At 61.4% G+C, this 18,822-nt stretch carries 15 protein-coding genes; 7 read left to right on the top strand and 8 right to left on the bottom strand.

Features of this window, described 5'->3' with window-relative positions:
- Positions 1-3: 3 nt before the first annotated feature.
- Both sulA and lexA read right to left on the bottom strand, forming a co-directional pair.
- Positions 4-477: an SOS-induced cell division inhibitor SulA gene (gene sulA, locus QRN10_RS14675; protein ID WP_181078063.1), complete on the bottom strand. Its 474-nt coding sequence runs from the start codon at positions 475-477 to the stop codon at positions 4-6.
- A gap of 10 nt (positions 478-487) precedes the next feature.
- Positions 488-1,096 (bottom strand): transcriptional repressor LexA, encoded by a 609-nt coding sequence (gene lexA, locus QRN10_RS14670; protein ID WP_003172575.1) that lies wholly within the window; start codon positions 1,094-1,096, stop codon positions 488-490.
- 263 nt (positions 1,097-1,359) lie between these two features.
- Between lexA and QRN10_RS14665 the strand changes: the two genes are divergently transcribed.
- Both QRN10_RS14665 and nagZ read left to right on the top strand, forming a co-directional pair.
- Entirely contained in the window at positions 1,360-2,067 is a 708-nt protein-coding gene (locus QRN10_RS14665) for a TetR/AcrR family transcriptional regulator (protein WP_181078064.1), read from the top strand.
- A gap of 144 nt (positions 2,068-2,211) precedes the next feature.
- Entirely contained in the window at positions 2,212-3,219 is a 1,008-nt protein-coding gene (nagZ, locus tag QRN10_RS14660) for a beta-N-acetylhexosaminidase (RefSeq protein WP_285428623.1), read from the top strand.
- Here nagZ and QRN10_RS14655 read toward each other — a convergent pair.
- From QRN10_RS14655 to mfd, 3 genes are read right to left on the bottom strand one after another with little or no spacing between them, the layout of a single operon-like run.
- Positions 3,216-5,909 (bottom strand): SNF2-related protein, encoded by a 2,694-nt coding sequence (locus QRN10_RS14655; protein ID WP_285428622.1) that lies wholly within the window; start codon positions 5,907-5,909, stop codon positions 3,216-3,218. The genes nagZ and QRN10_RS14655 overlap by 4 nt on opposite strands.
- A 9-nt stretch (positions 5,910-5,918) precedes the next feature.
- Positions 5,919-6,488: a CsiV family protein gene (locus QRN10_RS14650; RefSeq protein ID WP_181078070.1), complete on the bottom strand. Its 570-nt coding sequence runs from the start codon at positions 6,486-6,488 to the stop codon at positions 5,919-5,921.
- An 11-nt stretch (positions 6,489-6,499) separates the two neighbouring features.
- The gene (mfd, locus tag QRN10_RS14645; protein ID WP_181078071.1) at positions 6,500-9,949 is read right to left on the bottom strand and encodes a transcription-repair coupling factor; all 3,450 of its coding nucleotides are present in this window, start codon (positions 9,947-9,949) and stop codon (positions 6,500-6,502) included.
- A 340-nt stretch (positions 9,950-10,289) separates the two neighbouring features.
- On the opposite strand from mfd, the gene QRN10_RS14640 reads away from it, so the two are divergent.
- Positions 10,290-11,753, top strand: coding sequence for a glyceraldehyde-3-phosphate dehydrogenase (locus QRN10_RS14640; RefSeq protein WP_181078073.1), 1,464 nt, complete (start codon positions 10,290-10,292; stop codon positions 11,751-11,753).
- Between the two features lie 152 nt (positions 11,754-11,905).
- Here QRN10_RS14640 and QRN10_RS14635 read toward each other — a convergent pair whose 3' ends face one another.
- Entirely contained in the window at positions 11,906-12,439 is a 534-nt protein-coding gene (locus QRN10_RS14635) for a chalcone isomerase family protein (protein WP_285428621.1), read from the bottom strand.
- Between the two features lie 213 nt (positions 12,440-12,652).
- On the opposite strand from QRN10_RS14635, the gene sthA reads away from it, so the two are divergent.
- A complete protein-coding gene (gene sthA / locus QRN10_RS14630; RefSeq protein ID WP_285428620.1) occupies positions 12,653-14,047 on the top strand; it encodes a Si-specific NAD(P)(+) transhydrogenase in 1,395 nt (464 codons plus the stop codon).
- A gap of 42 nt (positions 14,048-14,089) precedes the next feature.
- Here the strand turns inward: sthA and QRN10_RS14625 are convergent, their stop codons facing one another.
- The gene (locus tag QRN10_RS14625) at positions 14,090-14,812 is read right to left on the bottom strand and encodes a glycerophosphodiester phosphodiesterase (protein ID WP_181078077.1); all 723 of its coding nucleotides are present in this window, start codon (positions 14,810-14,812) and stop codon (positions 14,090-14,092) included.
- A gap of 44 nt (positions 14,813-14,856) precedes the next feature.
- A complete protein-coding gene (locus QRN10_RS14620) occupies positions 14,857-15,441 on the bottom strand; it encodes a PilZ domain-containing protein (RefSeq protein WP_181078079.1) in 585 nt (194 codons plus the stop codon).
- 94 nt (positions 15,442-15,535) lie between these two features.
- Between QRN10_RS14620 and QRN10_RS14615 the strand changes: the two genes are divergently transcribed.
- From QRN10_RS14615 to QRN10_RS14605, 3 genes are all read left to right on the top strand, one after another.
- Complete coding sequence (locus tag QRN10_RS14615) at positions 15,536-16,786, top strand: lipoprotein-releasing ABC transporter permease subunit (RefSeq protein WP_181078081.1); 1,251 nt, start codon at positions 15,536-15,538, stop codon at positions 16,784-16,786.
- 7 nt (positions 16,787-16,793) lie between these two features.
- The gene (lolD, locus tag QRN10_RS14610) at positions 16,794-17,477 is read left to right on the top strand and encodes a lipoprotein-releasing ABC transporter ATP-binding protein LolD (RefSeq protein WP_162830773.1); all 684 of its coding nucleotides are present in this window, start codon (positions 16,794-16,796) and stop codon (positions 17,475-17,477) included.
- 61 nt (positions 17,478-17,538) lie between these two features.
- On the top strand, positions 17,539-18,783 hold the full coding sequence (locus QRN10_RS14605) for a lipoprotein-releasing ABC transporter permease subunit (RefSeq protein ID WP_083377897.1): 1,245 nt from the start codon (positions 17,539-17,541) through the stop codon (positions 18,781-18,783).
- The last annotated feature ends 39 nt before the right edge of the window (positions 18,784-18,822 follow it).

The following is an 18,822-nucleotide window of genomic DNA, read 5'->3' as shown; positions in this document are numbered from 1 at the left end:
TCTTCATCCCAATCGAATATTCAGGCTCTGCGCATCGCCGACGCGCGCGGCGTTGACCAGTTGTTGCCTGGAGGCGGCACTCAATGGGTTTAGCCAGCTGACCACGGTGTGGCTGCGGCCCAGGCGCAATGCCTCGCACGTCAGCTGTTGAGCGCTTTGTGTGCCGCGCGGTTGCAGCAAAAGGATACGTTCGCGGTTGAGGCCGGCTTCCCGCAGCCAGGCCTGGGTAAGGCTGGCGGGCGGGGCGATCAGGGTCAGCCAGCGGGCGTCCTGCTCTTCGCTCAAGTTGCGCAGGATAGGCGCCAACAGGTTCAGGCAGCTCTCGGCAGCACCGCGCAACGACAGCTCACTGAACGCCTCGGGTTCGACGTTCCAGGGCGCCTCGACCGTTTCCTTGAGGATCGGCGCAAGGGGATGGGCCATGAAGGCCTCGAACAGCGAAAGTTGGGTGTGTTGTGGGGTGTGTACGAGCTGCATGGTGCCTCCTCTAGCGGCGAATGACGCCGACGCTCAAGCCTTCGATCACCAGGTCCTGATCTTTCAGGTTCACTTCAATCGGGGCGAACTCAGGGTTCTCGGCCAGGAGCCAGACCTTGCTGCCTTCGCGCTTGAAGCGTTTGACGGTGACTTCATCGCCGATACGGGCCACGACGATCTGGCCATTGCGGGCCTCACGGGTGGTGTGCACGGCCAGTAGATCGCCGTCGAAGATGCCGACGTCCTTCATGCTCATGCCGTGTACTCGCAACAAATAGTCGGCGCGAGGATGGAAGAAGGTCGGGTTGATATTGCAGGACTCTTCGACGTGTTGCTGCGCCAGGATCGGCGCACCGGCGGCGACGCGCCCGATGATCGGCAATGTCGACTCGTCGGCCTTGGCCTCGAAGCCTGGGATGCGAATGCCTCGCGAAGCACCTGGGGTCATCTCGATCGCGCCTTTGCGTGCGAGGGCCTTTAGGTGTTCTTCGGCGGCGTTGGGGGACTTGAACCCCAGTTCCAGCGCAATTTCCGCTCGCGTCGGCGGGTAGCCGTTGTCATCGAGGCAGCGCTTGATAAAAGCCAGAATCTCAGCTTGGCGTGGCGTCAGTTTTAGCATGTTGATCGCTCTGTCTTTTTATACAGTGACTGGGATTATATACAGTGAACTGCGCTTGGCAATCATCCTTTTTCAGCACTCCGCTGGACGGTCGTGATGCATCCTTCCTACAAGTGCTGGATAGCGCTACCTACAGACCCGTTCGGATGTGATTAAATGGCGCTTGGAGCGATGACTGCCCGGCCGGAAAACGGCCTGCCAGGCTTGACAAGACACAACCTGAAACGTATGTTTCAAACAAGTGTTTGTCAGGCGGAGTAGCCATGGCCCAGTCGGAAACCGTTGAACGCATTCTCGATGCCGCCGAGCAATTGTTCGCGGAAAAAGGATTTGCTGAAACTTCATTGCGGCTGATTACCAGCAAGGCCGGGGTCAACCTCGCGGCAGTGAATTACCATTTCGGCTCGAAAAAGGCCCTGATCCAGGCGGTGTTCTCGCGCTTCCTGGGGCCTTTCTGCGCCAGCCTCGACCGTGAGCTCGAGCGCCGCCAGGCCAAGGCCGATCACAAGCCTAGCCTGGAAGAACTGCTGGAAATTCTTGTCGAGCAAGCGCTCGTGGTGCAACCGCGCAGCGGCAATGACTTGTCGATCTTCATGCGCTTGCTCGGCCTGGCGTTCAGCCAGAGCCAGGGCCACCTGCGGCGGTACCTGGAAGATATGTACGGTAAGGTTTTTCGCCGCTATATGTTGCTGGTCAACGAAGCCGCGCCGCGTATTCCGCCGATCGAATTGTTCTGGCGCGTGCATTTCATGCTCGGGGCCGCGGCGTTCAGCATGTCCGGCATCAAGGCGTTGCGTGCAATTGCCGAGACTGATTTCGGCGTCAATACCTCCATCGAGCAAGTCATGCGCCTGATGGTGCCGTTCCTTGCCGCCGGCATGCGCGCTGAAACCGGCGTGACCGACCCGACCATGGCCGCCGCGCAACTGCGCCCACGCAGCAAAACCGTGCCCACCCCCGCCAAGGTTTGATCTCCCTGGGTGTGCGCGGCCACTGGCATCCGCTAAGCTAGCCGCCATGTTCATGTCTGCTGATTATTCGCAACCCGTTGTGCTCACCGCGTGCCTTGCACCGAGTGAGCGCAACGGGTTGTGTGCGTTATTTAAGGAAGGTTTATGACAGTTGCCCTGCAAGGTTCTTTGATGGTCGACGTGGCCGGTACTTGGCTCACGGCTGAGGATCGCCACCTGTTGCGCCAGCCGGAGGTGGGCGGCTTGATCATTTTTGCGCGCAATATCGAGCATCCACGCCAGGTCCGTGAGTTGAGCGCGGCCATTCGGGCGGTGCGCCGGGACCTGCTGCTGGCGGTCGACCAGGAAGGCGGGCGCGTGCAGCGCCTGCGCCAAGGCTTCGTGCGCCTGCCGGCCATGCGCGCGTTGGCGGACAACCCCAACGCCGAGTACCTGGCCGAGCAGTGCGGCTGGATCATGGCCACTGAAGTGCTGGCGGTCGGTCTCGACCTGAGCTTCGCCCCGGTACTGGACCTGGACTACCAGCGTAGCGCCGTGGTCGGCACCCGTTCCTTTGAGGGCAACCCCGAGCGCGCCGCCGTGCTCGCCGGTGCCTTTATCCGTGGCATGAACAGCGCCGGCATGGCCGCCACCGGTAAACACTTTCCCGGCCACGGCTGGGCTGAGGCTGATTCCCACGTCGCAATTCCCAATGACGAACGCAGCCTGGAGCAGATTCGCGCGAATGACCTGGTGCCTTTCGCACGCCTGAGCAAGCAGTTGGCGGCAGTGATGCCGGCGCATGTTATCTACCCGCAGGTGGACGCCCAGCCCGCCGGTTTCTCACGCCGCTGGTTGCAGGACATCCTGCGCGGCGAGTTGCAGTTCGATGGGGTGATTTTCAGCGATGACCTGTCGATGGCCGGTGCCCATGTGGTCGGCGATGCGGCCAGCCGGATCGAGGCGGCATTGACCGCCGGTTGTGACATGGGGCTGGTGTGTAACGATCGTGCGGCGGCTGAGTTGGCGCTGAGTGCGGCGCAGCGGATGAAGGTCACGCCATCGGCCCGCATCGCGCGTATGCGTGGGCAGGCGATTGCTTCGACTGACTACAAACAGGATCCGCGCTGGCTCACCGCACTTGGCGCTTTGCGGGATGCACAGCTGATCTAGCGCTTTTCCTGCTTATTGGGCAACGGCGCAAACAACGCCTCGATATCCTCGTTGCCCAACTGCCAATCTCCCGTGGTCCGTCCATCCAGCACCCCCGCCGCCAGGTCGGATTTTTCCTTCTGCAGGTGCTGGATTTTCTCTTCCACGGTGCCGCGGGCGATCATTTTGTACACGAAGACCGGTTTTTCCTGGCCGATGCGATAAGCACGGTCGGTCGCCTGGTTTTCCGTGGCCGGGTTCCACCACGGGTCATAGTGAATCACGGTATCGGCCTCGGTCAGGTTCAGACCCACACCGCCGGCCTTCAGGCTGATCAGAAAAATCTGCAACTTGCCGCTCTGGAAATCCTTCACGGGTGTGCGCCGGTCGCGAGTCTGGCCCGTCAACAGCGCGTAAGCGACACCGCGTTTTTTCAGCTCCACTTCGATCAGGCTCAACATCGAGGTGAACTGGGAAAACAACAGGATCCGGCGGCCTTCCTCAAACAGTTCTTCGAGCATTTCCATCAGGCTGTCGAGCTTGCCCGAGCTGCTGCCGCGAGTGGGCAGGGTCGCATCGTTGATCAAACGCAGGTCACAGCACACCTGGCGTAGCTTCAACAGTGCTTCAAGGATGATGATCTGGCTGCGCGCCACGCCTTTGCGGGTGATTTCATCGCGGACTTTCTTATCCATGGCCAGGCGCATGGTTTCGTACACGTCGCGCTGGGCCTCGTTGAGGTCGACCCAGTGAATGATCTCGGTCTTGGGCGGCAGCTCAGTGGCCACCTGCTCCTTGGTGCGGCGCAGCAGGAAGGGTTTGATCCGACCGTTAAGGTGCTGCAGTCGTACCTCGCTGGCGCGTTTTTCGATGGGAACGCGGTAGTCGCGGTTGAAGCTTTTGACGTCGCCCAGCCAACCCGGCAGCAGAAAGTGGAACAGTGACCATAGTTCGCCCAGGTGGTTTTCCAGCGGTGTGCCGCTCAGGCACAGACGCTGCCGGGCATTCAGCTCGCGCGCGGCCTGGGCAGCCTTGCTGGAAGGGTTTTTGATGTACTGGGCTTCATCGAGGATCAGCACATGCAAGGGCAGGGCGGCCAGGTGCTCGATGTCCTTGGGCAGCAGCGCATAAGTGGTCAGCAGCAGATCGTAGTCCTGCAGGCTGGCGAAGTGTTTTTTACGCGTGGCGCCGTACAGCGCCAGCACCTTGAGTTGCGGGGTGAAGTGCGCCGCTTCGTCCAACCAGTTGGGGATCAGGCTGGTGGGCATGACCACCATGCACGGCCGGTCCAGGCGCCCGGCGGCCTTTTCACTGAGGATATGCGCCAGGGTCTGCAGGGTTTTACCCAGGCCCATGTCATCCGCAAGAATGCCGCCCACATCCAACTGGCGCAGCGACTGCATCCAGCTCAAACCTTCCAGCTGATAAGGCCGCAAGGTCGCGTTCAGGCCTTCGGGCGCCACACAGGTGAAGTCCTTGATGTCCCGCAGGCGCTGGGCAAAGTTGCGAATCTTCTCGCCGCCTTCCCATTGCAAAGGCAGGTCTTCCAGCGGGTTGAGGCGAATCGCATCGGCCTTGGCCAGGCGCAGCGCGGTGGTGCCGGGCTCCTGCAGGTAAAACTCACCGAGGGTAGCCAGTACCGGTTTCAGGCGGCCGTAGGGCAGTGCCACTTGCAGCGGGCCATGCCCGCCATTGGGCAGGCCGGGGATATTCACCAGGACCAGCTCGTCATCACGGCGCCGAGCGATTTTCTCCGGGTTGAGGAGCTCGGTGTGGGAGCGCATCAGGTTCAGCAGGATCGGCAGCAGGCTCAGCCGCTCGCCATTGACGATAATCCCCAGCTCAAGGTCGAACCAATCCCGTTCGGGACCTTCATCGACGGTGGCATACCAGTCGTCCACCGCGCTGAGGTCGAAACCGAAGTCGTCGTCAATCTGCAGTTCCCAGCCGTCGGCGCGCAGGGTCGGCGCGGCGTTGAGGGTGAAGTTCAGCCAGGCGCTGTCATTGACCATCTCGAACAGTTCGCCGGCGCTTTCCGGCAAGGCTTTGCTCTGGCGTGTGGCGATCTTGAAACCCAGCAGGCGCAGCTGTTCGCGGTAGGCCTGTTCCACCTCGGGGTGGCGCTTGATCCGCAGGCTCTGGGTGTCCTGGCGCACAATGATGTCGGCGTTTTTCTGTCCGCTGACATAGTTGCCCAGGTAGTTGAAGGATAACGCCGCGCGGTGCTGGATATAACGCTGCATCTTGCCGTTGCGCGGTTCGAACGCGCTGAACTCGGCGCTGGCCAGCCACAGGCGCGGCACCGGTTGGACGTCGTCCATCGGCACTTGCGGCAGTACGACGCGGTTATCCAGTACGGCCTGGAGTTTTTCCAGCAGTTCGGCGTCCTGGGCGGCGGCGGGGTAGGCCAGGGTTTCCTGTACCTTGAGCAGTACCGCCGCGATGTGTTTGCAGTTGCTGTGCACCGGGCAGGTGCAGCGGCTGTCCACCAAAAGCAGCGCGCCTTTGGCCGACTCGCGCAGCGAAATGGTCTGACGGTACACGTTGCCGCCCGAGCCTTCGCAACTGGCAATAATGGTGCTGTCGCCGGCCTCGACGATACGTACGCGGTTTTCCAGCGCGTAACGCCGGCCACGCTCCAGGCTTTGCTCTTTAAAGCGATTGGCCCACGAAGGGGCCAGTGGTTTGGTAAGCGACGACGTCGGGGGCATGGCGCTGGATCAGTCCTGCAGCTCGGGCGGCGGCGCGCTGGGTGGTTTGGCGGTCAGTGAAGTGATCTTGATCAGCAGTGCCAGATGGCCGCCGTCAAGGTAGTTGAGCTGGTTGTTCTTGGTGCGCACGTCCTTCTGCGACAAGTGCTCGCTGGCTACGACGCTGCCGTTGCTGTCGAACTGGTTGATCCAGAAATCCGCATCGATATCGGTGAAGCGCCCCAGTTGCAGGTTCAGCACGCCCTGGATGGGGAATTGACCGAACTGCTCCTGGCCATCGGTGACGGCGATTTTTACCGGCTGTTCGCCGAGGTTCTGCTCCCAGGCCTTGTGCGCCAGCACGGTGAAGCTGTTATCGGCGTTCAGTTTGTCGACAATGTTGTTCAGGCGCGGCGGGCTCATGGTGTCAGTGCCCAAGCGCGAGGCGCCGGCATCCCAGTTTTCCGGCGCGGCGCGGCTGTTGATTACCGGCTCCGCATTCTGGCGCACCAGGATCATTTCTACCTGGTACGGGCTGTCGGCGAACGCCGCGGGCGCGAATACCACTAACAACAGGCTCAGAATGCGGAACAGGCGCATTGGGGCGTCCTTCAAACAGGTGTCGGAATGAGGCGCTCAAACAGCGCCTCCAGGGTATTGAAGCGTTCTTCGGCGCGTTCCATCGGCACCATGAACTTGAACAGCGTAGCCCCTTCGAATTTATAGCGGTTGGGCTGGCCCTGGATCAGCTTGATCAGCACCAGTGGGTCTACCGGCGTCTGCGCTTCGAACTCGATCCGCCCGCCCTGCGGCCCGGCGTCGACCTTCTTGATGCCCAGCTGCTCGGCCTGCAGTTTGAGCAGGGTCAGGCGCACCAGGTTCTTGGTCGGTTCCGGCAGCAGGCCGAAGCGGTCGATCATCTCCACTTGCAGGTCCTTGAGGCCCTCTTCGTCGGTGGCCGAGGCGATGCGCTTGTACAGGATCAACCGCGCGTGCACGTCCGGCAGGTAGTCTTCGGGAATCAACGCCGGCAAGCGCAGGTTGATTTCCGGACCGCCGCCCAACGGCTGGTCAAGGTTCGGCTGCTCGCCCTTGCGGATGGCTTTCACCGCGCGCTCAAGCATTTCCATATACAACGTGAAGCCTACAGCCTGGATTTGCCCGCTCTGGCCGTCGCCCAGCAGTTCGCCGGCACCGCGGATTTCCAGGTCGTTGGTGGCCAGCACAAAGCCGGCGCCCAGGTCCTGGGTGTTGGCGATGGCTTCCAGGCGTTTTTCCGCGTCGCCGGTAATCTGCTGGCGCGGCGGCGTGAGCAGGTAGGCGTAAGCCTGGTGATGGCTGCGTCCGACCCGGCCGCGCAACTGATGCAGTTGCGCCAGGCCGAATTTGTCGGCGCGCTCGATGATGATGGTGTTGGCGCTCGGCACGTCGATGCCGGTCTCGATGATGGTCGAGGCGATCAGCACATTGAAGCGCTTGTGATAGAAGTCGCTCATCACCTGTTCGAGCTCGCGCTCGCGCATCTGCCCGTGGCCGATGGCGATCCGCGCCTCGGGCACCAGCTCGGCGAGATCGGCGGCGCATTTCTCGATGGTCTTGACGTCGTTGTGCAGGTAATACACCTGCCCGCCGCGCAGCAGTTCCCGCAGCAGCGCTTCCTTGACCGTGCTTTTATTCTGCTCCATCACGAAAGTGCGCACCGACAGGCGCCGCGCCGGTGGGGTGGCGATGATGGACAGGTCGCGCATGCCCGACACCGCCATGTTCAACGTGCGCGGAATCGGCGTGGCAGTCAGGGTGAGGATGTCGACTTCGCTGCGCAAAGCCTTGAGTTGTTCCTTTTGTCGAACACCAAAGCGGTGTTCTTCGTCGATGATCACCAGCCCCAGGTTCTTGATCTTCACATCGTCCGACAGCAGCTTGTGGGTGCCGATCACGATATCGATCTTGCCTTCGGCCAGGTCGGCAACGGCCGCGTTCACTTCCTTTGCGGACTTGAAACGGCTCATCACTTCCACGGTCACCGGCCAATCGGCAAAGCGGTCGCGGAAACTGTTGTAGTGCTGCTGAGCGAGTAGGGTGGTGGGCACCAGGATTGCCACCTGTTTGCCGCCGTGCACTGCGATGAAGGCGGCGCGCATGGCCACTTCGGTCTTGCCGAACCCGACGTCGCCGCAGACCAGGCGATCCATCGGTTTGGGCGCGAGCATATCGGCGCGCACCGCTTCGATGGTGGTTTGCTGGTCCGGGGTTTCTTCAAAGGCGAAACCGGCGCTGAAGGTCGCATAGTCGGCCTTCGGATCGGCGAAGGCATAACCCTCACGCGCGGCGCGGCGGGCGTAGATGTCCAGCAGCTCGGCCGCGACATCGCGTACTTGTTCGGCGGCCTTGCGCTTGGCTTTCTGCCAGGTCTCGGAGCCCAACCGGTGCAACGGCGCCAAGGCGTCGTCGCTGCCGGTATAGCGCGCGATCAGGTGCAGGTTGGCCACCGGCACGTAAAGCTTGGCACCCTCGGCATATTCCATCGTGAGGAATTCGGCGGCCTGGTTGTCGATCTCCAGGGTCTGCAGGCCCAGATAACGGCCCACACCGTGGTCGATATGCACCACCGGCGCGCCTTCGCGCAGTTCGGTGAGGTTCTTGATCACCGCGTCATTGTTGGCGTCGGCGCGTTTTTCACGACGCCGACGCTGCATCACGCGCTGGCCGAACAGCGGGCTCTCGGCAATCAGTGCCAGGGCCGGGTCATTCAACAGCAGGCCTTCGTCGAGCGGTGCGATGGTGATCGCCAGGCGATCCTTGCCCGCGACAAAGTCCGGCCAACTGTCGACGGTTTTAGGTCGCAGTTTCAGGCGTTCGAGCAGCTCCAGCAGCACTTCGCGGCGCCCGGCGGATTCGGCGGTAAACAGCACGCGGCCCGGGAAGTCGCCAAGGAATGTGGACAGCGCTTCCAGCGGCTGAGTGGCCTTGGCCTGGATCGCGAGGTCGGGCAGTGCTTGCGCGGGGAAGCGTTCGCGACCGCCACCGGCGTCCACATCCTGCTGACTGGCCACCACACGCGGCCAGTTTTTCAGGCGCGCGAAGCAGTCTTCCACCGGCAGGAATAATTCGGCGGGCGGCAATAAAGGACGCGAGGGATCGACGCGGCGCTCCTCATAACGGTTGCGCACGTCGTTCCAGAAGTTTTCCGCCGCCTGTTCGATGCCCGGCAGCGAGAACACTTGCGTGTCCTGGGGCAGGTAATCGAACAGGGTGGAGGTTTCGTCGAAAAACAGCGGCAGGTAGTACTCGATACCGGCGGGTGTAATCCCGCTGCTCAGGTCCTGGAAGATCGGGCAGCGGCGGAAGTCGACGTCGAAGCGCTCACGAAAACGCGCCTTGAAGCGGGTCACTGCGTCTTTTTGCAACGGGAATTCCCGCGCCGGCAGCAGCTTGATCGATTCGACCTTGTCGATGGAACGCTGGTTTTCCGGGTCGAAGGTGCGCAGGGTTTCGATTTCGTCGTCGAACAGATCGATGCGATAAGGCAACTTGCTGCCCATCGGAAACAGGTCGATCAGCGCGCCGCGTACCGCGAATTCGCCGTGCTCGTACACCGTGTCCACACAGCGATAGCCGCTGGCTTCCAGGCGCGTGCGCATCTGCTCCACGTCAAGCTTCTGGCCCACATCCAGCACCAGGCTGCTGCCCAACAGGAACCTGGTCGGTGCCAGGCGGTGCAACGCCGTGGTGATCGGCACCACCAGCACGCCGTGGGCCAGTTCCGGCAGGCGGTACAGGCTGGCGATGCGTTGGGAGATGATGTCCTGGTGCGGCGAGAACAGATCGTAGGGCAGGGTTTCCCAGTCGGGAAAATGCAGCACCGGCAAATCGGGGGCGAAGAAGCTCAGCTCCTGCTCCAGCCGTTCGGCGCTTTGGCTGTCGGCGGTAAGCAGCAGGGTAAAGCGCTTGGCTGCGCTGGCAGCCTCGGCGATGGCCAGGCTCAGGGCGGCACCGGGCAGGTTGCCCCAGTGCTGTTTACCTGCCGCGGCAGGGAGTTGCGGTAGACGCAGAACGGGCACGGAAGGTTGAGCTCCAAGCGTTGCGACAAAGTCGGTAATTGTAACGGCCCCAGGTGCCGCCTGTCAGTTGCTGACTGTGCCTATTACGGTTTGTAGGAAATGTAGTGGCTAAGACAAACAATGCAGGGTTTTGACTCAATATGTAGTGCCGAAAAGCACGTATGTTTCGGAGGGTTACGGACAAGTCGGCGCAACCGTCTCAATGGTGGCCTTCTGGAACCCGCGTGTTTCCTGGCCTGTAGCGTGGTGGTAGTTTTTTGCAAGGGGTTTTTGTTGGTGTCGGCGCATTGCTCAACGGGCAGTCGGGCGACATAATGTAGCCCCTTTTTTCAGCCCCTACATGTGGAAGGTTCCCGTGACTCAGAAGCCCGACCAGTGTCTTGGTGAATGGATCGACCGTGAAGCACTCGCAGAAGCGATGATCCCGCTCATCGGTCAGCTGTACCGCAATAACAATGTGGTCAGCTCGATCTATGGCCGCAGCCTGATCAACCAGTCAGTCATCGCGATTCTCAAGGCGCACCGCTTTGCTCGCCATCGCTCCGCCGACGACAGCGAACTCTCCGTCCACGAAACATTCCCCCTGCTCAAGGCCATGAGCGAGCTCAAGCTCGGCGCGGCATCGGTAGACCTGGGCAAACTGGCCTACAAATTCCGCAATGAAGCCAACGGCCGCAGCGCCGAGCAGTTCGTGCGTGAAGAAATGGCCGATGTGGTCGGCCAGCAGAGCGCCGCGGCCCGCAAGGGCACCGACGTGGTGCTGTACGGCTTTGGTCGTATCGGCCGCCTGCTGGCACGCATCCTGATCGAAAAAACCGGTGGCGGCGACGGCCTGCGCCTGCGTGCCATCGTCGTGCGCAAAGGCGCCGAGAATGACCTGACCAAGCGCGCCAGCCTGCTGCGTCGCGATTCGGTACATGGTTCGTTCAACGGCACCATCACCATCGACGAAGAAAACAACACCATCACGGCCAACGGTAACCTGATCCAGGTGATCTACGCCAAGAACCCGACCGAGGTGGACTACACCCAGTACGGCATCCAGGACGCCCTGCTGGTGGACAACACCGGCGTATGGCGTGATGCCGAGGGCCTGGGCCAGCACTTGCAGTGCCCGGGCATCGCCCGCGTCGTCCTGACCGCGCCTGGCAAGGGCAAGCTCAAGAACATCGTGCATGGCATCAACCACGCTGACATCACCGCTGACGACAAAATCGTGTCGGCCGCGTCCTGCACCACCAACGCCATCGTGCCGGTGCTCAAGGCCGTGAACGACAAGTTCGGCATCGTCAATGGCCACGTCGAAACCGTTCACTCGTACACCAACGACCAGAACCTGATCGACAACTTCCACAAAGGCGACCGCCGTGGCCGCAGCGCCGCGCTGAATATGGTGATCACCGAGACCGGTGCCGCCACTGCCGCTGCCAAAGCCCTGCCTGAATTGGCCGGCAAGCTGACCGGCAACGCGATCCGTGTTCCGACGCCTAACGTGTCGATGGCTATTCTCAACCTGAACCTTGAGAAAGCCGCTACCCGCGAAGAGATGAACGAGTACCTGCGCTACATGGCGCTGCACTCCGACCTGCACAAGCAGATCGACTTCGTCAATTCGCAGGAAGTGGTGTCCACCGACTTCGTCGGCTCGCGCCACGCCGGTGTGGTGGATGCGGAAGCGACCATTACCCAGGACAACCGCGTTGTGCTGTACGTGTGGTACGACAACGAGTTCGGCTACAGCTGCCAGGTGGTTCGCGTGATGGAAGACATGGCCGGGGTCAACCCGCCGGCGTTTCCGCGCTAAGCCTCTGCGCTGAATGAAAAAGCCCCGACTGGTTCGGGGCTTTTTTGTGGCTGGGATTTTGTGTTGTCTGGGATACTCCCACGGTTTGATGTGGGAATAGATTCAAATATGGGAGGGGGCTTGCCCTCGATGGCGATCGTTCATCCGCCGCATCACTTCAGCAACCGGCCGCGCAACTCATCCGATAACCCCGCAGGCGCGAGCCAGATGCCCAGGTAGGCCCGTGCCAGTTCGTCATCGCGACTGATGAACACCACTTGCCCATTGATCTCCAGCTCCAAACCGCGACCGGGATGAAAGTCCAGGGCATAACAGTCACCGTTGCGGATGTCGCGAAAGCTGGCGTGCAACTTATCCAGCTCAGGCTTTAATCGAGCATTGGCTTGTTGGCGCTCAAGGGTGGCCGTGGCGGCCTTGATCACGTCGTTGCGGTCGATGTCGCGAAAGTAATACAGCGTCAGGCGCAGTGCAGCCTGCTGGTCCCAGGCGTGCCTGGCGCTGAGCGCTGCCGGGGCATACAGCGCTGCGGCATACACGTCCGCCCACAGATAGGTGAGCACCGCTTGGTTTTTCAGGATCAGTTCCCCAGCCTGCGCCGGGAAGGCCGCTTGCTTGAGCCGCTGAGCATCACTGGCGTGCGCGGTGATCGACACCATCAGCATCAAACAAAAAAATAGTTGTCGCATAATGCTCATCCTGAAATCGACGCTGATTTGCGTCCTGTAGTATGGCAAGGTTGGCCTACGACGCGACCAAGGGTTAATGTGCGCGGCGTTGAGCCTTCTATAGACTGTGCCCCGGTTCACACACTTGAGCCAAATTGTCCTTCATGACCGCTGGCCGCGGCATGATTTAGCCCGGCGTCCAACCGTACGCCTGGCCTGTTCTGAGGAGTACGCATGGCTGTCTACAACTACGACGTGGTGGTACTGGGTTCCGGCCCGGCTGGAGAAGGTGCGGCGATGAACGCCGCGAAGGCAGGGCGCAAGGTGGCGATGGTCGATAGCCGTCGCCAGGTCGGCGGTAACTGCACCCACCTGGGTACCATCCCGTCCAAGGCCTTGCGTCACTCGGTGCGCCAGATCATGCAGTTCAACACCAACCCGATGTTCCGGGCCATTGGCGAGCCGCGCTGGTTTTCGTTCCCGGACGTGTTGAAAAGCGCCGAGAAAGTCATCTCCAAGCAAGTGGCGTCGCGCACCGGTTACTACGCACGCAACCGTGTCGACCTGTTCTTCGGTACCGGCAGCTTCGCCGACGAGCAAACCATCGAAGTGGTGTGTTCCAACGGCGTGGTCGAAAAACTGGTGGCCAAGCACATCATCATCGCCACCGGCTCGCGCCCGTATCGCCCGGCCGATATCGACTTCAACCACGCGCGTATCTACGACAGCGACACCATCCTGAGCCTGGGCCACACCCCGCGCAAACTGATCATCTACGGCGCCGGCGTGATCGGCTGTGAATACGCCTCGATTTTCAGCGGCCTGGGCGTACTGGTGGAGCTGGTGGACAACCGCGACCAGTTGCTGAGCTTTCTGGACTCGGAAATTTCCCAGGCGTTGAGTTACCACTTCAGCAACAACAACATCACCGTGCGCCACAACGAAGAGTACGAGCGCGTCGAAGGCCTGGACAACGGGGTGATCCTGCACCTCAAGTCCGGCAAGAAGATAAAGGCCGACGCCTTGCTGTGGTGCAACGGGCGTACCGGCAACACCGACAAGCTGGGCATGGAAAACATCGGGGTCAAGGTCAACAACCGTGGCCAGATCGAAGTGGACGAGAATTACCGCACCTGTGTGGCGAACGTCTATGGCGCCGGCGATGTGATCGGTTGGCCGAGCCTGGCCAGCGCCGCCCATGACCAGGGGCGTTCGGCCGCCGGCAGTATTGTCGACAACGGCAGCTGGCGCTATGTGAACGACGTGCCCACCGGTATCTACACGATTCCCGAGATCAGCTCGATCGGCAAGAACGAGCACGAACTGACCAGGGCCAAGGTGCCTTATGAAGTGGGCAAGGCGTTTTTCAAGAGCATGGCGCGTGCGCAGATCGCCGGTGAGCCGCAAGGCATGCTGAAGATTCTGTTTCACCGTGAAACCCTGGAAGTCCTCGGCGTGCATTGCTTCGGTTACCAGGCGTCGGAGATCGTGCACATCGGCCAGGCCATCATGAATCAGCCGGGCGAGCAAAATACCCTCAAGTATTTTGTAAACACCACGTTCAACTACCCGACCATGGCCGAAGCCTATCGGGTAGCCGCCTACGACGGCCTCAACCGGCTTTTTTGAGCGGCTCCGGCCGGTGGCCTGAGCCGGCCGGGGAGACCGATTTCAGCCATTCCCGAGGGTGGCAGTGGCCAAACCGGGAAAGTCTGTAATCAGGCTATCGACGCCGAAGTCGGCGAGCCTGCGCATCAGCGCGGGTTCGTTGACCGTCCACACGGACACGTGCAACCCCTGGCGCTGGGCTTTCTGCAAGCGTTCAGGGGTGCACAGCGTCCAATTCAATGCCAGGTACTCACAGCCGTAGTTCTGCGCGACTTTCAATGGGTCGAGCCAGGCGTATTCGGCCACCAGCCCGCGTGACAGGTCCGGCGTGAGCTCCACGGCGGCCTTGAGCACTTCCCGCGAGCTGGAGGTCACAGTGACCTTGTCCATCAGGCCAAAACGCACGGCCATTTCACGGATTGCCAATACGGTGGTCGCCGCGCGAGTGCGCGAGGCGCTTTTGACTTCCAGTTGCCAGTGATCGAAGTCGCACTGTTCGAACAACGCCTCCAGGCGTGGAATGGGGCAGGGCGTGAGCCAGCCGGGACCGCCCTTGCGCGCGTCCATCTTCACCAGGTCGGCTGCCGAATAGTCGACCACCTTGCCGCGACGGTCAGCCGTGCGTTTGAGGGTCGGGTCATGGATAACCATCAGCTCGCCGTCCATGGACAGGTGCAAGTCCAGTTCGCAGCGGCGTACACCGTGCTTGAGGCATTGTTGAAAGCTGGTCAGGGTGTTTTCCGGTGCTTCGCCTTTGGCACCGCGGTGGCCGTAAATCAGGGTCACAGTTGCTCCTTTTCGCCGGATCGTCCGGCGGGGTGTATACGAATTCAGGTGGCCTGGGCGTCGCTTTTTTCCCGCGCCAGGCGCCGTTCCTGGGCTTGCTTCTGCAGGATGTAGCGCGCCAGCAACTGGCGTTGGGCATCGGTCATGGATTCGAATTCCGTGCCCACATCGAAGCCCTCGCCCTTGGCGTCGCAATGGGTAACCTTGGCGCGCAGCAGCAGGCCCAGGGCCTGGGGCATCAGCACCAGCTTGACCGCCAGGTGCGCGCCGACAGGCAACGATGAGGGGTGCTGGAAGTCGATACCGCCTTCGGAGATGATCACCGGCTGCGGGGCGCCGACTTCGTCCAACAGGCCACGGGCCATGATTTGGCTGAGCAGATCCAGGCGTTTGTTCTGGACTTTGAGGAACGCCGCCAGGCTGCGATCTTTCTCGCTGATCTGGCGCAACAGGTGCTGGGCTTCGAATTCGCTCAGGTGCAATTCACTGAGCAGGTTGAACAGCGGTGAATCATCCAGCAATACTTCCTTGCTGGCTGCTTCAGGGGCAGACAGGCTTTTGATTTGAAGTGCGATCATGTCATCGATACGGTAGTATTCGCGGCGCTCTTCTTCATCTAATGTCGTCATGGCGAACCCCAGCTGGCGGTAATGGTCTGAGTGTAAAGCTGCTTACCAGACCCCGCCACCGGGACGTCTTCTTTTCCTCCGAACAAGCCCCGACATGTTCAGACCTCTCTTCGTATTTATCGGCACGCGTTATACCCGTGCAAAGCGCCGCAATCATTTTGTGTCGTTCATTTCCTTGACCTCGATGATCGGGCTCGCCTTGGGCGTGGTTGTGATGATCGTGGTGCTGTCGGTGATGAACGGCTTCGATCATGAGATGCGCACCCGCGTGCTGGGCATGGTGCCCCATGCGACCATCGAAGCCAGCGAGCCCATCGGCGACTGGCAGAGCCTGGCCGACAAGGTCAAGCAGAACCCCAAGGTGGTGGCCGTTGCGCCGTTCACCCAGATGCAGGGGTTGCTGACCAATGATGGCAAGGTGCAGAAAATCCTGCTCAACGCCATCGACCCGGCCCAGGAGCGCAAGGTCTCGATCATCGACCGGTTCATGCTGCAGGGCAGGCTTGACGACCTGGCGCCCGGCAGTTTTGGCATCGTCATCGGTGACAAGGCCGCAGCCAAGCTCGGCGTGGGCATCGGCGACAAGCTCACCTTCGTCGCCCCGGAAGTCACGGTGACCCCGGCCGGTATGTTCCCACGCATGAAGCGCTTTACCGTGGTCGGCACGTTCCACGTCGGCGCCGGTGAAATCGACGGCTACCTCGGCCTGACCAATCTCACCGACCTGGCCCGCCTGCATCGCTGGCAGCCGGATCAGGTGCAGGGCCTGCGCCTGAAATTCAGCGATCTGTTCGACGCGCCGCGCGGTGCCTGGGAAATCGCCCAGCACTTGGGTGAAACCGAGTATTACGCCCGCGACTGGACCCGCACCCACGGCAACCTGTACCAGGCCATCCGCATGGAAAAAGCCATGATCGGCCTGTTGCTGCTGCTGATCGTCGCCGTTGCAGCGTTCAACATCATTTCCACCCTGGTGATGGTGGTCAACGACAAGAAAGGCGATATCGCCATCCTGCGCACCCTGGGCGCCACGCCGGGGCAGATCATGGCGATCTTCATGGTGCAGGGCACCGTGATCGGCGTGGTCGGCACCTTGATCGGCACCGCCGTCGGCATCCTCGCCGCGCTCAACGTCAGCGCGGCCATCGCCGGCCTGGAAACCCTGATCGGTCACAAATTTCTCAACGCCGACGTGTATTTCATCGACTACTTACCGTCCCAGGTTCAGGCCCAGGACGTGTTGATGGTGGGCGGCGCGGCGTTGGTCCTGAGTTTCCTTGCCACCCTGTATCCAGCCTGGCGCGCGGCACGCACCCAGCCAGCACAGGCCTTACGTTATGAGTGAATCGGGCATGAGTGAAAAAGCAATTTTGAGCTGCCGCAACCTGGGCAAATCCTATGAGGAAGGCCCGGAATCCGTGGTGGTGCTCTCCAACCTGCAGCTTGAACTGCACCCGGGCGAGCGCGTGGCGATTGTCGGCAGTTCGGGTTCCGGTAAAAGTACGTTGCTCAACCTGTTGGGCGGCCTTGATACGCCGTCCCAGGGCAGTGTGTGGCTGGCCGGTGAAGAGCTGTCGGCTCTCGGTGAGAAGGCCCGTGGCCAGCTGCGCAATCGGTCGCTGGGTTTTGTCTACCAGTTTCACCACCTGTTGCCGGAATTCACCGCCCTGGAGAACGTGTGCATGCCGTTGCTGATCGGCAAGACCGCGATCCCCGAGGCCCGCCAACGCGCCACGGCGCTGCTGGAGCGTGTCGGCCTCGGTCACCGTCTGGAGCATAAACCGGCGGAGTTGTCCGGGGGCGAGCGCCAGCGCGTAGCGATTGCCCGCGCCCTGGTGAACAACCCCGGCCTGGTGATGCTCGATGAGCCCACCGGCAACCTCGACTCCCACACCGCCCAAGGCATCAAGGACTTGATGCTGGAGTTGAGCACCCAGATGCGCACCGCGTTCCTGGTGGTGACCCATGACATGAGCATGGCCCGGCAGATGGACCGCGTGCTGCATCTGCAGGAAGGTCATCTGGTCGCCATCTGACCCGTTTTCCAGCCCGGCGCCTGGCGTCGGGCTTTTTCATTTTTTCAGGCGGTGCACGCGAATGTTCAGACCGTTATCGATTTTCATCGGCACGCGCTATACCCGCGCCAAGCGCCGCAATCGCTTTGTGTCGTTCATCTCCATGACATCCATGATCGGGCTCGCCCTGGGCGTGCTGGCGATGATCGTGGTGCTGTCGGTGATGAACGGCTTCCAGCGCGAAATGAGTTCGCGCATCCTCGGCATGGTGCCCCATGCGACCGTCGTCGGCGTAAAACCGATCGACGATTGGCAGCCGGTGGCGGCCGCTGCGATGAAGAACCCGCAGGTCACGGCTGCGGTGCCTTTCACGCAAATGGACGGCATGTTCTCCTACAAGGGCGCCATGCAGCCCATCGAAATCAGCGGCGTCGATCCGGCCCAGGAAGGCAAGGTGTCGATCGTGGCCCAGCATATCGTGCGCGGCAAACTGGAAGACCTGAGGCCGGGCGAGTTCGGCGTGGTGGTCGGTGAGATCACCGCGCGGCGTTTCCGCCTCAATGTGGGCGACAAGCTGACCCTGATCGTGCCGGAACTCAGCAGCGCGCCTGGCGGCATCACCCCGCGCATGCAGCGGTTGAATGTAGTGGGGATCTTCAAGGTCGGCGCCGAGCTGGATGGCTCCATGGCCCTGATCAACATGGCCGACGCCGCCGAGATTCAACATTGGCAGCCGAACCAGGTGCAGAGCGTACGCCTGGCGGTGAAAGACCTGTACGCCGCGCCCAAAGTGTCGGCGGACATTGCCGCCAGCCTGGGCGCGGGCTACAAGGCCGATGACTGGACCCACACTCAGGGCAGTCTGTTCAGCGCGATGAAAATGGAAAAGACCATGATCGGCCTGTTGCTGCTGATGATCGTCGCCGTGGCCGCGTTCAATATCATCGCTACGTTGATCATGGTGGTGAACGACAAGGGCGCGGACATCGCGATCCTGCGCACCATCGGCGCCACGCCGCGCCAGATCATGGCGATCTTTATGGTGCAGGGCACGGTAATCGGGATCGTCGGCACCTTGATCGGCGGCGTGCTCGGCGTGATCGCGGCGTTGAACGTGAGTGAACTGGTGGGGTGGCTGGAGCGCGTGACCGGGCAGCATATCTTCAGTTCGGATGTGTACTTTGTCAGCAACTTGCCGTCCGAGCTGCAAGGCGGGGATGTGCTGTTGATCTGCTCGGCCGGCTTTGTACTGAGCTTTCTGGCGACCATTTACCCAGCGTACCGGGCGGCGAAGATCGAGCCGGCGCATGCGCTGAGATATTCGTAGTCATTGAGACCGCTATCGGGGGCGAGCCCCCTCCCACAG

Origin of the sequence: Pseudomonas sp. lyk4-R2A-8 (assembly GCF_030209095.1) — a bacterium.
Taxonomy (GTDB): domain Bacteria; phylum Pseudomonadota; class Gammaproteobacteria; order Pseudomonadales; family Pseudomonadaceae; genus Aquipseudomonas; species Aquipseudomonas quebecensis.
This window is presented reverse-complemented; position numbering and strand designations above follow the sequence as displayed.